Annotated in this window: 10 protein-coding genes and 1 pseudogene; 4 read left to right on the top strand and 7 right to left on the bottom strand. The window is 48.8% G+C overall.

What is annotated here, in order from left to right; genetic code table 11:
* Nucleotides 1-765, top strand: coding sequence for a DNA repair protein RecO (gene recO, locus FHQ30_RS04785; RefSeq protein ID WP_139610883.1), 765 nt, complete (start codon nt 1-3; stop codon nt 763-765).
* A 9-nt stretch (nt 766-774) separates the two neighbouring features.
* Here recO and putP read toward each other — a convergent pair whose 3' ends face one another.
* The 6 genes and pseudogenes from putP to FHQ30_RS04755 form a co-directional block, all read right to left on the bottom strand.
* Entirely contained in the window at nt 775-2,280 is a 1,506-nt protein-coding gene (gene putP, locus FHQ30_RS04780) for a sodium/proline symporter PutP (RefSeq protein ID WP_139610884.1), read from the bottom strand.
* A 16-nt stretch (nt 2,281-2,296) separates the two neighbouring features.
* Entirely contained in the window at nt 2,297-5,767 is a 3,471-nt protein-coding gene (putA, locus tag FHQ30_RS04775) for a bifunctional proline dehydrogenase/L-glutamate gamma-semialdehyde dehydrogenase PutA (protein ID WP_139610885.1), read from the bottom strand.
* A gap of 245 nt (nt 5,768-6,012) precedes the next feature.
* Nucleotides 6,013-6,483 (bottom strand): annotated as a pseudogene (locus FHQ30_RS04770) (DUF924 family protein); the annotation flags it as partial.
* A 134-nt stretch (nt 6,484-6,617) separates the two neighbouring features.
* Nucleotides 6,618-8,009, bottom strand: a complete 1,392-nt coding sequence (locus tag FHQ30_RS04765) for a rhodanese-like domain-containing protein (RefSeq protein WP_139610886.1) — start codon at nt 8,007-8,009, stop codon at nt 6,618-6,620.
* A 24-nt stretch (nt 8,010-8,033) separates the two neighbouring features.
* A complete protein-coding gene (locus FHQ30_RS04760) occupies nt 8,034-9,050 on the bottom strand; it encodes a YeeE/YedE family protein (protein WP_139610887.1) in 1,017 nt (338 codons plus the stop codon).
* A 472-nt stretch (nt 9,051-9,522) separates the two neighbouring features.
* Nucleotides 9,523-10,398, bottom strand: coding sequence for a LysR family transcriptional regulator (locus FHQ30_RS04755; protein WP_139610888.1), 876 nt, complete (start codon nt 10,396-10,398; stop codon nt 9,523-9,525).
* A gap of 101 nt (nt 10,399-10,499) precedes the next feature.
* Between FHQ30_RS04755 and FHQ30_RS04750 the strand changes: the two genes are divergently transcribed.
* Together FHQ30_RS04750 and FHQ30_RS04745 are read left to right on the top strand one after the other, a co-directional pair.
* On the top strand, nt 10,500-10,733 hold the full coding sequence (locus FHQ30_RS04750; protein WP_139609827.1) for a DUF896 domain-containing protein: 234 nt from the start codon (nt 10,500-10,502) through the stop codon (nt 10,731-10,733).
* Between the two features lie 21 nt (nt 10,734-10,754).
* Complete coding sequence (locus tag FHQ30_RS04745) at nt 10,755-11,636, top strand: pirin family protein (RefSeq protein ID WP_139610889.1); 882 nt, start codon at nt 10,755-10,757, stop codon at nt 11,634-11,636.
* Between the two features lie 99 nt (nt 11,637-11,735).
* Here the strand turns inward: FHQ30_RS04745 and FHQ30_RS04740 are convergent, their stop codons facing one another.
* Nucleotides 11,736-12,257, bottom strand: coding sequence for a gluconokinase (locus FHQ30_RS04740; protein WP_139610890.1), 522 nt, complete (start codon nt 12,255-12,257; stop codon nt 11,736-11,738).
* A gap of 306 nt (nt 12,258-12,563) precedes the next feature.
* Here FHQ30_RS04740 and FHQ30_RS04735 point away from each other — a divergent pair, with 306 nt between their 5' ends.
* The gene (locus FHQ30_RS04735) at nt 12,564-13,913 is read left to right on the top strand and encodes a GntP family permease (protein ID WP_139610891.1); all 1,350 of its coding nucleotides are present in this window, start codon (nt 12,564-12,566) and stop codon (nt 13,911-13,913) included.
* The last annotated feature ends 37 nt before the right edge of the window (nt 13,914-13,950 follow it).

Genomic DNA, 13,950 nt, shown 5'->3' with positions numbered 1-13,950 from the left:
ATTATCGAAGCGTGGCAGCGTGGCTTTGTGCTACATCGCAGACCCTACAATGAAACCAGTCTGTTGGTCGATCTTTTCACTGAGGAGAGCGGACGTTTGACCGTGCTGGCGAAAGGCGCACGGGCAAAGCGTTCGGCGTTGAAAAGCCTGTTGCAGCCGTTTACACCATTGTTGTTGCGTTGGACAGGCAAAGGTGATTTGAAGATTTTGACCAAAGCGGAGGCGATTTCGCTCGCCTTGCCGTTGGAGCATACCGCACTTTACAGCGCTTTTTATATCAATGAGTTGGTATGTAGGGTGATCGAAACCGAAGCGCCTTATCCACAACTGTTTCAGGATTATCTGCACTGTTTGACCGCACTTGCCACTTGCCATATCAGCCATGCCGACAATGAAAGTGCGGTTCATACAGCAGTTGAACCATGCTTACGCAAATTTGAATTTCAGCTGCTGCAAACGCTCGGTTATGGTGTGGATTTCCTGCATTGCGCTGGTTCGGGCTTGCCGATTGAGCCGCAGATGAGTTATCAATACCGTGCTGAACAGGGCTTTATCGCCTCGCTGCTCAAAAACAACCAAACCTTTTACGGTGATGAACTGCTGATCTTCGCCAGCTTAGCCTTCGACAAACTGGGCACCGAACAAAAACATATCCTGCAAGCTGCCAAACGCTTTACCCGTATGGCGTTGAAGCCCTATCTCGGCAGCCAACCCTTGAAAAGCCGTGAGCTGTTTCAAGGGATTTTACCGGGTAAAATTAAATGATGGCACGTCCTAGCCTTTCGAACGCAGGTTAAACTCTGCCAACGCTTGGTCAAATTGTTCAGCGACCGCACTATCTTCCGCAGAAAACAGTGATGAGGTGATGGTGATGAAAGAGCAGATTAAAAAACCCGGAATAATTTCGTACAGCTTGGCTAAATCCGCCCAACCAAGATACTGCATTAACGGACTCCATACCACCACCGTCACTGCGCCGCAAAGCATGCCCCACAGGGCGGCTGACGAGGTGATATTGCGATTAAACAGCGATAAAATCACCACCGGTCCGAATGCGGCGCCGAACCCCGCCCAGGCATAAGACACCAGTTTCATCACCCCCGAAGAGGGATCTTGTGCAATCAGAATGGCAATGGCGGAAATCACCAAAACCATAAAACGTCCGACCCAGACCAGCTCATTGCTGGAAGCGGTTTTGCGTAGAAAACCTTTATAGAAATCTTCCGTTACCGCAGCAGAACACATCAGTAATTGTGCGGATAAGGTGCTCATCACCGCCGCCAAAATAGCAGACAGTACAATGCCGACAATCCAAGGATTAAACATCAAACGGGATAATTCAATAAACACTGATTCGGCGTTGTCTAACGGAATTTGATTGGCACTAAAATAGGCCAAGCCGAAATAACCGACCGCCACTGCACCGCCAAGACATAAAAACATCCAAGTAATCCCGATTTTGCGCGCATTTTGTAGTGATTGCACCGAGTCCGCCGCCATGAAGCGGGCTAGAATATGCGGCTGTCCGAAATAACCCAGTCCCCAAGCCAACGCCGAGATCACACCGATGCCGGACACATTGTGCAACCAGTTGGCATACGGAATACCGGTCATTTCCGATTTTGCGGTTAATGCCAAATTGATGTCTTCCCAGGTTAAATGCAGCAACACCATCACCGGCGCCAGCAAGAGGGCAAAAATCATTAAAGTGGCTTGAATGGTGTCGCTCCAAGAGACCGCTAAATAGCCACCGATAAAGGTGTAGGTGATGGTTGCCAGCGCGCCCAGCCAAAGTGCGGTCGAATAATCCAGTCCCAGTAGGCTTTGAAACAATTTTGCACCGGCAACGACACCGGAAGCACAATAGATGGTGAAGAAAAACAGAATAATCGAAGAGGAGATGATTTTCAGTGCTTTCTTTTGTTGCGGAAAACGCTGGGCAAAAAATTCCGGTAAGGTGAGCGCATTTTTATATTTTTCGGTAAAAATCCGCAAGCGGGCTGCCACCACCCGATAATTAAAATAAGCACCGATGGTCAAACCGACAGCGATCCAAGCCTCCGACAGGCCGGATATAAAGATCGCCCCGGGCAAGCCCATCAGCAACCAGCCGGACATATCGGAAGCCCCGGCCGACATTGCCGTGACGAAGCTGCCCATTTTGCGCCCGCCTAAAATGTAGTCGTCGAAATTTTGGGTGGAGCGGTAAGCATAAACGCCTATCCCCAAAATAATCAGCAGATATAACCCGAACGTGATATAAATTTGATAGTTTTGCATAGTTCTTCCTATAAGATTATTGTTCTTGTGTTGCCATTAAAGAGGCATTGCCGCCAGCAGCAGTGGTGTTTTCACTGCGCGAAAATTCATCGTAAAGCGGCATAATATCCTGTGTTTGTTGCCAATCATAACATTTAAAAATCGCATCACGGCTTTGCTGTAAAGCTAAACGCTGTGCTGCGCTCAATGGCGCTAAAAACACGCCTTTTTGGCAATCTTTCCACTGTGTGGCAATCCGCACGCCGCTTTGTGGTGATTGCGCCAACGGATGTGACGGTTCGACCACAATCGAGAACCCGTGCGCCCGTAGCCTCTCTGCCGCCTGTTGTGCTGCTTGAAGATCACCGTTTAAAATCGCCACCTCGCCGCTAAAATACGCCAGCGTATTTTCTTCGCCGGTAATACTGTCGAGTTGCGGTTTTGCATGAAGCAAGGTTTTTTCATCACCGAAGCGGCTGTAGTAATCCGTTGCGCGGGTCAGGCGCTGCAAGTAAAATTCGCCACCGGCTTTCGGGCCGGTGCCGGACAAACTGTGTCCACCGAACGGCTGCACGCCAACCACTGCACCGACAATGTTACGGTTTACATAAAAATTACCGCACTTGAGATGACGTTCGACAAAATCAATCTGCTTGCGAATCCGGCTATGGCAACCGCCGGTCAACGCATACCCTTTGGCATTTACCGCCTGCAACTGCTGTGCTAACTGTGCTTTGCGGTAAGGCACGATATGTAAAATCGGCCCGAACACTTCTCGTTGCAACTGCTGCAAATCATCCAGCAGGTAGATCGCAGGCGCAACATAGTGGCCTTGCGCCTGCGCTTCGGGGTTATCCGCACTTTCCAATTCGATATAGCGGCGTGCAAGCCCACGCATTTTGGCTTTGTGCACCAGCAGATTGCGCTTGGCTTCCTCATCGATCACCGGTCCGATATCGGTCGCCAGCAGGGCAGGATTGCCCAGTGTCAGTTCTTGTAGCGCCTGTGCCAACATAGTATAGAGTTTGTCTGCTACTTCTTGTTGCAACAACAGCACGCGCAATGCGGAACAACGCTGTCCGGCGGAGTCGAAAGCCGAACTCAGCACGTCCGCCACCACTTGCTCGGACAATGCCGATGAGTCTACGACCAACACATTTTGTCCGCCGGTTTCGGCGATTAACACCGGTTCGTTTTCGGCTTGGGCGCATTGTTCGGCAATCAGTTTGGCGACGTCGGTCGAACCGGTGAAGACGATAGCATCGAACGGCAGCTTGACCAAGGCCGCACCGACATCGCCTGCACCCAAGATCAGCTGTAAGGCGCTGCGTGGTAAACCGGCTTGATAGAACAAGTTGACTGCGGCATACGCAATTAAAGACGTTTGCTCCGCCGGTTTGGCGATCACCGCATTACCGGCGGCAAGAGCGGCAGCAATTTGTCCGGTAAAAATAGCCAACGGAAAATTCCACGGCGAAATACAAAGTGCGGTTCCTCTTGCTGGCGCCAGTCTGCCGCATTGCTGCAAATCGTCTAGCTGAGCGGCGTAATAACGCAAAAAATCAATCGCTTCACGCAGCTCGGCAATGGCATTCGGCAGAGTTTTCCCCGCTTCTAAAACCGCCAGTTTCATCAATAAACCATGATGTTGCTGATATAAATCTGCTGTTTTGCGCAAAACCTGGGCACGCTGTACCGCACTTTGTGCTTGCCATTCGCTCTGGCGGGCGGCATTGAAGATCGGTTCAAGATGCTCGGGCGCAAAAAACGTCACCTCGGCAACGACTTGATTCAGATCTGCCGGATTGCGCACCGGATGTGGCGTTAAATGACTGGCTTCATTGTCCACCGCCAATAGCGATCTTGCGTTAGCAATCTGTGCTTGATTAAGCGCCTGCTCCAATTTATCCAATTCTAATTCATTGGTGAGATCAAAGCCCGATGAGTTGAGCCGATCGGCAAACAGCGCCGACGGCGCACGCACCGCTCTGTTTTCCTCTCCTTGAGATGCAGCGTAATGTTGCCAAGGCGGTGTCATCAATTGTGCTGCTGGTATGCTTTCGTCGACCAATTGGTGCACAAACGAGGAGTTCGCCCCGTTTTCCAGCAAACGGCGCACCAAATAGGCCAGTAAGGTTTCGTGCGTGCCGACCGGTGCATAAACCCGAACCAGCCGGTTGAAATCCTGCCGGTCGATCAGTTGGTCATATAACGTTTCGCCCATGCCGTGCAGACATTGAAATTCATACCGTTTATCGTGTCCCAATTCGTAAATCGTACACAGCGTTTGCACATTGTGGGTCGCAAACTGCGGATAAACCACATCTTGCGCCGCCAGCAATTTTTGCGCACAAGCCAAATAGGCAATATCGGTGTGGTTTTTTCGGGTATAAAGCGGAAAGCCGTCCAAGCCGTCGGCTTGCGCCCATTTAATTTCACTGTCCCAATACGCGCCTTTTACCAGACGGATCATCAAATAGGCGGATTTTTCCCTAGCCAACGCAATCAGGTAATCAATCACATAAGGACAGCGTTTAGAATACGCCTGCACCACAAAACCGATGCCGCGATAGCCTTTCAGTTCCGGTTCGTCGAGTAGTTTTTCGACCAAATCCAGTGACAGCTCCAGCCGACTTGCCTCCTCAGCATCAATATTCACACTGATGTTATACTGCTTTGCCAGCAGGTACAGCCGTTTCAGTTTGGGATAAAGCTCCGTCATCACCCGATCATATTGTGCGCGGCTGTAACGGGGATGAATCGCCGATAGCTTAACAGAAACACTGTTCGCGCGATAAATATCGCTATGCGCTGCTTTGCCGACGGTTTCGATCGCGGTTAAGTAGTCTTGAAAATAGCGCTCCGCATCTGCTTGAGTCAGCGCTGCTTCGCCCAACATATCGAAAGAGAAGCAGTATCCTTTTTCCGTGCGCTTTTTCGTGCGGTTTAACGCCTCTTGAATATTAATGCCAGTGACAAACTGCTCCCCCAGCACTTTCATTGCCTGCACCATCGCCAATCTCATCATCGGCGCAGAAAGCCGGGCGAAGCTGCGGGTCAAGGCGCTGGACAGCGTCTCTGGATCAAAAGAGCGGCTCAAATTTTTACCCAGCAACAGCCCGTAGCTGGCGGCATTGATGAAAAAAGAGGAGGATTTGCCGATATGTGCGCGCCAATCGCCCTCTTTTAACTTATCGTGAATCAATTCGTCACGGGTTTGATTGTCTGGAATCCGCAGCAAGGCTTCCGCCAGACACATCAATGCAATTCCCTCTTCGTCGCCTAAGGAAAACTCTTTCATCAGCGCATCTACGCCGTACTCTTTTTTCTTGATATTACGTACTCGATTAATCAAATCAATACCGTTTTGCGTAATCCGTGCTTGCTGTTCGGTAGTAAAAATTAAGCTTTTTTGTAAGGCATCGATAGCGTCTTTTTCATGAATTCGATAGTGTTTGCTGATATTTTGGCGTGTCGGGGGATAATGTTTGGCGAGATGAAATTGCATGGCAAAGCCTCTTTGTTAAATAATTATTAAAAATTAGCAAAAAAAACGTTACTCGCAAATCTGATTATTATTGTTTTGTGAAACTAATCACTGTTTTCTTCATTATTAGGGGCTGTTGAGATCTGAATTAAAAACATGTGATATGGCTATCTTCGTCCTTACCAAGCTTGGCAGCACGTATTGAAAAGCTGAGCGCTGTTTTAAAGCGTGCTGCTGAGTAAGTTGGAAGCTTAACATTTGGAAGCTTAAAATGACGAACCCGGTTGCTGCAAAAACGCCTGCTCTTCCGCACTGCTTTCTCTGTTTAAAACGAAATTGCGGTGGGGAAAGCGTCCGAAGCGATCGATTATTACCTTATGTTGCTCGGCAAAATCCAATACCAGCGGATTATTCAGCGCTGCAAACAGTGGCAGCCCTTCCGCCTGCACAGCTTGAGATTCACTGTGCATATAGGGCAGCAGTAAAAATTGGCGTTGCTGCAGATTTAACTCGGCATAAGCCGCCAATTGCACGCTTTCCCGTGCTAATTGCAACGCTCGCTCATCTTGCGCAAAGGCGAGTGGGCTATCGCGATGCAAATTACGCGAAAATTGATCCAGCACGATGATTTCCGCTAAACGCCCATAAATGGAGTCACGCCAGAGCAAACATTGATTATTGACCACTGCTTGCCATAATTCACTAAACTTGAGCCTGATTTGCTGATCAAATTCCTCACTTTTCGCAAATCAATACGGCTGGTTTTTTTGATCAAACCAGAAATCTAAGACCTGTTGTATTTGTTGTGCCATGATGTTTACTCCTGTATTTATCGGTTCCCTATTGTAGCAACCGCACTTGGCTTATGCTATCAGCTCTTACAAGATGCTCCGGCTTTGTGCAGCTTGCCAAAATCATTTTTCGGGTTCGGTTTGCTGATATTGTTTGGCGCGCCTTTTTGCACCGGGAAAATCGAATCCATTTGCCAGGCATTCCAACCGCCGTCATAGATCACGGTATTGGTCCAGCCGGTGAGTTGGGTGATAAACCACGGCACACCGGCACGCCAGCCGGTGCCGCAGTAAAATGCCAAGTGATCACCGCGCTGAATGCCTTGCCCTTGCCATAAATTAAAAATTTCATATGGGTTGCGCAAGGTGCCGTCCGGATCGTAATAATCCGCCACGTTGGAGGAGTCGGTGCCGGCAAAGCCCCAAATAGCGCCTTGCGGTTCGCCCTTGCCCGGAATGTAGTCATAACCGCTGACTTTGCCGGTATATTCGTCCCACGAGCGAATGCTGACCAGTTTTAAGTGATACTTCTTCATTTGGTCGATGGCTTGCTGCGGCATCGAAATAGTGTATTGCGGATTTTGCGGAATGGTTGCACCGAAAGCGGCAACCGGCTCAGGAATGTTCACTTTGGTTTCAGTCGGATAATCCAGATCTTTCCACATATACAAACCGCCGTTCAAATAACGCACGTCTTGCACCCCAGCCCATTTCAACGCCCAAAAAATCCGCAATGCCGCCAGTTGATTGTCGGAGTACAGCACGACGGTTTTATCTTTATCGATGCCGTTTTTAATCAAATTCTGTTCAATCAGCGCCGGATCGGACAGATTCCACACGGGGGCATTTTCGACCCAATCAGTATCAAAATGGTAAGCGCCAGCGATATGTTGAACATAGCTGTTGGCTTTTTCTAATGGGCCCCACGACACTTCAAATACCATCAGGTTGCTTGGATCATTATTAAAACTCTCCGCTTTTTCGCCGTTCATCACCGCATTCAGCCATTGTGGTGACACACTCCAAGCATAATTCGGAAATTTCTCCAACGGGTTGCTCGCAACATTGGCGTAGTTGATAAACTCGTTAAATACCCGCACTTTGTAGCCTTTTGCCGCAAATTCGGCGCTGATTCGCTCCAAATCATCGAGATTATCGTCATAAAACACAAGGGTTTTATCTTTGCTGATCCCCTTATCGGCGGCAAATGCCTCAAATCGGTCAGCCGAAATATTGTCCAACCAAGTGGTGCTGAATTGGATTGCGCCCGTGATGTGTCCACCGCGAATCGCATTTGCGCTTTTGAAGCCGTTATACAGACTGTCGTGACGGCTGTCGATAATCACATATTCAGGATTATCCAGATTTTTTAGCAGCTCAGCGGTGTCAATCGTGGTGACAGTTTGGTTATCGCAAGCGGTCAGGGCTAAACCGACGGCGAGGGCAAGTGTGGTTTTTTGCCATAGTTTCATTAGGTTATCTCCAATTTATATGGATTATGCGGAACAATGTAGTTTGCTGAAAAAACGTGAAGTCAGCCAGACACCGATGATCATCATCAAGGTTGCCAACCAGCCTTGCCAAGAGAAATAGGCGGTGGCGACTAAGGTGTTGGCAATGGTGCAGCCGCCGGACAGTGCGGCACCAATGCCCATCAAGCAGCCGCCGACCGCACTTTTAGCTAATTGAATGGGTGCTGGCGTACGCAGGCACAACTCGCCACTGAGTTTTGCTGCCAGCAATGCGCCAAGCGGAATGCCGATCACCAGATAGGTTCCCCAATTTAGGTAACGACTTTGCCCGGTGACCAGATATTGAATCAGGTTGGCAGACGGCACGCTGATCCCCAAGCCAAAATTGCGTCCGCTCGGCGCACTCAGCAGCCAAGCGGCGATGCCGATTGCGCCAAGCAAAGCGCCGAGTAGTATTGGATTACGATAGGGTTTTAATAAAAAGAGATTTGAACCGCACTTTGTGGTTGTTTTGGGTAGAGAGGTTGAGCTTTTTAGCCAGCGGTAACTCACCAGTGCGGTGGTGGCGACCAACAGCGCAACCAAAATCCAAGGTGAAATATTTAAGGTTTGGTCGATATTGCCATACTCCGGCGGATCTGCCAGCAGCGGTCGAAACCAGGCTTTCAGCACGCCTCCCTGCGCGGCTGCCATCGTCAACGCAAAAATCAGCACGGTAAACCAGTTATTGATCTTGCCTTCACCACTGCGATACCAGCCACCGGTGGTGCAACACCCGGAAAATGCCATACCGACACCAAACAGCAGCCCACCGATCAACGTTGCCAACAGCGGCAAACTGTCGCTAGGCAGCGTCAAAACGCCAAAACTTTGCAATGAAAACAGCGCAATCGACTGCAAACTGACTGCAATCAACACAACAATTAGAAAAGGGTGGATTTTTGCCGCAGGCAAATCACGAAAAGCAGACGTCAGGCAAAAACGCCCACGCTGTAACACAAAGCCGAAAATCAGCCCAAGAAACAAGCCACTGAGAGTCATAGATTAAACCTTAATACTATGAGAAAGAGAGGGAATTATTACAGCATAAAATTGTTGTTAAGGCGAGGGGGAATTTTGAATCCCCGTTTTTATTCCTATTTCAAATAGATTTTATTCGGTGTGTGTCAATGCCGGTCATGTTTCACTGGCGAAGGTGTTGTTGCAAGGGAGGATGTAAAAATTTGCACAGTGATTGGGTTGCGATTAGGTGGAGAGCCTGATGGTGCAAGTTTACAATTTGTGCCTTTTTTCCATTTGATTTATAAGTAAAATCTAAGAATTGTAATTATTTTTTCAGCACAAGTTACAAACTTGCGCTATCAACAGACCCTAACACGTAAGGCAGATTTTTACAGGGCAGAACAAGCGCAGCGGTTTCTGCCTTCACACTGCCTAAAAAATGCGGTAGTTCTGGAAAGTATGCTGCCTATTTTTTACCTTATTCCTCTTGCGTTTTTCAACAGCATATTTTTCAGGTCAGCAACAAGCATTCCGCTACGAACTCGACAAAACTTCTGACGGTTGGCACAAACCCCCGATTTTTGTAATAAATCGCATACAGTGGCACCGGGTCGAGAGTCCAATCGGGCAATAGCTTGATCCAGCTTGGATTGATCAAACTACCGACTTCCGGCAGCAGCGCAATCCCGATATTATCGTTCACCAACTCAGCCAACAGTCCGGCATCGTTAGCATTGACTCGTTTGTTGGCGTTGACTTTTTCACTTTTCCCGTGTTGATGGAATAGCCATTCACGTCCGTCACTTTTGTGTAACAAAGTATGTTGTGCCAATTGATCTGGGGTCTGCGGTGTGCCGTTTTGGTGCAGATAGTCGACAGAGGCGTACAGTCCCAATGTCATCTCGCCCACCTTCTTCGCGACCAAATCCTCTTGTTCGGGCGAGCCGACGCGCAGTGCAATATCAATCCCATCTTGAATCATATTGATTCGGCGATTTTCCATATGAATATCCAACGACACCTCAGGATAGCGGCGGAGGTATTGTCCCAAGTGCGGTGTGATACAGTGGCGCAACACTTCGCTCGACAGCGATATGCGCAGCAATCCGCGTGGTGTACTCAGACTTTGTGCCACGCTGTTGACCGCATTGTCGGCACATTCCAACATCATGATGGCGTGGCGGTAAAAAGGTTCGCCCAGTTCATTTAAACGCACGCCGTTGCGCCCGCGATCCAGCAGTTTACTGCCAAGTGCGGTTTCCAATTCGGTCAAACGGCGGCTTAAACGGGATTTGGGCAGGTTCAGTTGCTCTGCTGCACGGCTCAAACTGCCGGCTTGCACCGTTGCGACAAAAAAGCGCATATCATTCAGGTCAATTCGTTCCATTTATGCAACCTTAAGTTTGATTTTTGTATCTTGTTCACATTTCGCAACGATTATAAACTGCACCCATCAATTCAGCAATCTGGATAACCAAGGAGGACAATATGCGTATTCCTGAACTGAACCGAATTAATGAACTGGCACGTAAAGCCAAGCTGACCGCACTTTCGCTGGCGGAATTAAATGAGCGTGATCGCTTGAGACAACGCTATCTCATGGCGATTCGCGGACAAGTCAATAATTCACTTGCCAGCGTGACGGTGGTCGATCCGCTCGGCAATGACGTAACACCGCTGAAACTGCGCCAAGCGCAACGCAGTGGCATGATGACAAATTAATGAATAATAAAGGAAAACACTATGCGTACTATTAACAAAATTTATTCAGCCCCGAGCAAACATTGGGTTGGCGATGGCTTTTATGTTTCTCCGCTGTTTTCACATATGGCGGACGACAAATTTACCAGCCCGTTTTTGATGTTGGATTATGCCATGCCACAACGGTTTGCGCCAAATGAGGCTAATCCACGCGGTGTCGGATCACATCCGCATGCCGGCTTTGAAACCGTGACCATTGCACTGCAAGGGGAGGTGGAACACCGTGATAGCACTGGTAATGGCGGTGTGATCGGCACTGGCGATGTACAATGGATGACCGCCGGACGGGGTATTGTGCACCAAGAGTTCCATAGCGAGCGTTTTAGTCGTGAAGGCGGAATGTTTGAAATGGTGCAATTGTGGGTGAATCTGCCGGCGAAAGATAAAAACGCTGAGGCAGGTTATCAAAGCATTCCGGCTGCCAAGATTCCGGTGGTTGAATTGGCGGATTCTGAGTCGACAAAGAGTGCTGGCAGTTTGCGGGTGATCGCCGGTAATTACGACGGCAACCAAGGCGCAGCACGCACGTTTACCGAGTTGAATATGTGGGAAATTGACCTCAATCCAAACGGGAAAACCGTGCTGACGATTCCGGCGGAACACAATCTGATGTTAGTGGCGTTGCGTGGCAATGCGTTGATTAACAATGATAAAGTCGCACGCCCGACCGAGTTGGTGACTTTCAAGCAAGAAGCTGGCGCAATCAGTTTGCAAGCCGGTGATGAAGCCGTGAAACTGCTGCTGCTCAGCGGTGTGCCGATTGATGAACCGATTGCAGCGCACGGTCCGTTTGTGATGAACACCCGTGCCGAGTTGGTCGAAAAATTCAATGCGTTTAATCGTGGCGAATTTGGTGCGCTATAGCATGAACTGCTAGCATGAAGCAGAGTAGTATAAAGTCGTGCTGAAAAGTAAAAGTGCGGTTGGGGAGTGATCTCGAACCGCACTTTTGTGTTGTTAATGCTATAAGTGCGGTTTTAATGCAGTGATGCAGCGCTCCACCACTTCCTCAAACGAGCCGTTAATATCAATATGCAGCACGTCAGGTTCGTCTTGTTGCGGCACTTCCAACGTATCAAACTGACTTTTCAGCATATCCACTTTCATATAATGCCCTTTGCGCTGTTTCATTCGGGCTAACACCAGCTCGAAATCTCCTTCCAAAAACAAGAACTTGATATGCTGATTGCCGTCGCGGATGAGATCACGATACTGCTTTTTCAACGCGGAACAGACGATAATTCCGATTTCGCTTTTCTGCTCCAAACTGAATGCTGCATCACGAATGCGTTCTAACCAAGGGGCGCGGTCATCATCATTTAACGGCTGTCCTGATCCCATTTTGAGGATATTGGCACGTGGGTGTAAATCATCGCCGTCGATCAACTTGATCCCCAACCGATGAGCAAGTGCGGTGCCGACAGAGGTTTTTCCAGTGCTGGAAACACCCATTAGAATAAAACTTTTGCCTTTTGTCGATGTCATTGTGTTCTCCTGAAACGGCTACGATTTAGGTAGTAACATAGCCTAAAATAGGAAAAATAGTTACCGATAACAATCAATATGGTGATCTTGATCACGAATTTATTGATAACAATAAATTCAAATATACTTTATTACCTGGATTATTTGAGCTAGATCTCAATTTTACATTTTCATCACAAATATCCCTTTACCACTAAAATAATAAAAAGTATGTTATCGGTAACGTTATTAATCAGAGGAGCCATCTGCTTCTTGGATGGCAGGATGTTAGCGGCAGTTTAACCGCACTTTTAAAAGGATTTCACTATGTTAATTTTAACCTTGCTCGTAGCCATTTTGCTATTACTGGTTATGATCATCAAATTCAAAGTTCATGCCTTTGTCGCCCTGTTGATAGTCAGTTTGCTGACCGCACTTGCCACGGGAATTCCGGTGGATAAAATTCTGCCGACCTTGCTCGGCGGTTTCGGCAGCACTCTGGCATCGGTTGCATTGTTGGTTGGTTTGGGGGCGATGATCGGGCGATTATTGGAGATCACCGGGGGTGCCAAAGTGCTGGCAGACACGTTGATCAATAAATTCGGTGAAAAAAGAGCGCCGCTTGCGTTGGGTATCGCCTCATTGTTGTTCGGTTTTCCGATCTTTTTCGATGCCGGTTTGGTGGTGATGTTGCCGATTATCTTCAGCGTGGCAAAACAGTTCGGTGGCTCGCTGTTCCGCTATGCGTTTCCGGCTGCCGGGGCATTTGCGGTGATGCACGCATTCCTGCCGCCGCATCCGGGCCCGGTTGCGTCCGGTGACTTACTGGGGGCGAATATTGGTCTGTTGGTGATTGTTGGTTTGGTGTGTGCGATCCCGACCTGGTATATTGCGGCCTATTTGTACGGGACATTTTTGGGCAAAAAAATGCATTTGGATCTGCCGAAAGCGTTCTTAAATGCCAATGCCATCAGTGAAACCGCCACGCAAAATCCGCCAAGTTTCCGCAAAGTGTTGAGCATTTTGCTGTTACCGTTGCTGCTGATCATGTTGGATACCGTGTTGAACACCTTAAGTGTGGCAAAAATGGTTGATGGTACAGAAATGTGGGTGCAAATATTGCGTTTCTTGGGCAAAACGCCGATCGCCTTATTAATCACTCTGCTGTGTGCGATTGTGATGTTAAAAGGACAGCGCAGCTATGAGCAAATCGAGAAGATTTGTGACAATGCGCTGGGTCCGATTTGTGCGATTATTCTGGTGACCGGCGCAGGCGGCATGTTCGGCGGCGTATTGCGCGCCAGCGGCATTGGCGATGTCTTGGCTGGCATGCTGTCGGATACCGGGATGCCGGTGATTGTGGCGGCATTTATCATCTCGTTGGCGCTGCGTGTGGCACAAGGTTCGGCAACCGTTGCGCTGACCACCGCTTCTGCGCTAATTGCGCCGACTGTGGCGGCGACCACCGGCTTAAGCGCATTCGATCTCTGTTTTATCGTGATCGCGATTGCTTCCGGTGCGACGGCATTCTCGCATGTTAACGACTCCGGTTTCTGGTTGGTCAGTCGTTTCTTGGAGATGGACACCAAAACCACCTTGAAAACATGGACAGTGATGGAAACCTTAATCGGCTTTGTTGGTTTCACCATCGCTTGTATCGGCAGTATTTTGTTGTAACCTCACCACACTGTGACAACCAACCGCACTTTTCCGC

Origin of the sequence: Testudinibacter sp. 'clade 2', from assembly GCF_006227735.1 — a bacterium.
In the GTDB taxonomy this organism is placed as follows: domain Bacteria; phylum Pseudomonadota; class Gammaproteobacteria; order Enterobacterales; family Pasteurellaceae; genus Chelonobacter.
The sequence above is the reverse complement of the archived record's forward strand: the minus strand, read 5'-3'. Positions and strand labels throughout refer to the sequence as shown.

Bases quoted from the DNA above. Each gene is read 5' to 3' on its own strand.
- putP (WP_139610884.1), bottom strand. From the start codon at position 2,280: ATGCAAAACTATCAAATTTATATCACGTTCGGGTTATATCTGCTGATT.
- putA (WP_139610885.1), bottom strand. From the start codon at position 5,767: ATGCAATTTCATCTCGCCAAACATTATCCCCCGACACGCCAAAATATC.
- FHQ30_RS04765 (WP_139610886.1), bottom strand. From the start codon at position 8,009: ATGAAACTATGGCAAAAAACCACACTTGCCCTCGCCGTCGGTTTAGCC.
- FHQ30_RS04760 (WP_139610887.1), bottom strand. From the start codon at position 9,050: ATGACTCTCAGTGGCTTGTTTCTTGGGCTGATTTTCGGCTTTGTGTTA.
- FHQ30_RS04755 (WP_139610888.1), bottom strand. From the start codon at position 10,398: ATGGAACGAATTGACCTGAATGATATGCGCTTTTTTGTCGCAACGGTG.
- FHQ30_RS04750 (WP_139609827.1), top strand. From the start codon at position 10,500: ATGCGTATTCCTGAACTGAACCGAATTAATGAACTGGCACGTAAAGCC.
- FHQ30_RS04745 (WP_139610889.1), top strand. From the start codon at position 10,755: ATGCGTACTATTAACAAAATTTATTCAGCCCCGAGCAAACATTGGGTT.
- FHQ30_RS04740 (WP_139610890.1), bottom strand. From the start codon at position 12,257: ATGACATCGACAAAAGGCAAAAGTTTTATTCTAATGGGTGTTTCCAGC.
- FHQ30_RS04735 (WP_139610891.1), top strand. From the start codon at position 12,564: ATGTTAATTTTAACCTTGCTCGTAGCCATTTTGCTATTACTGGTTATG.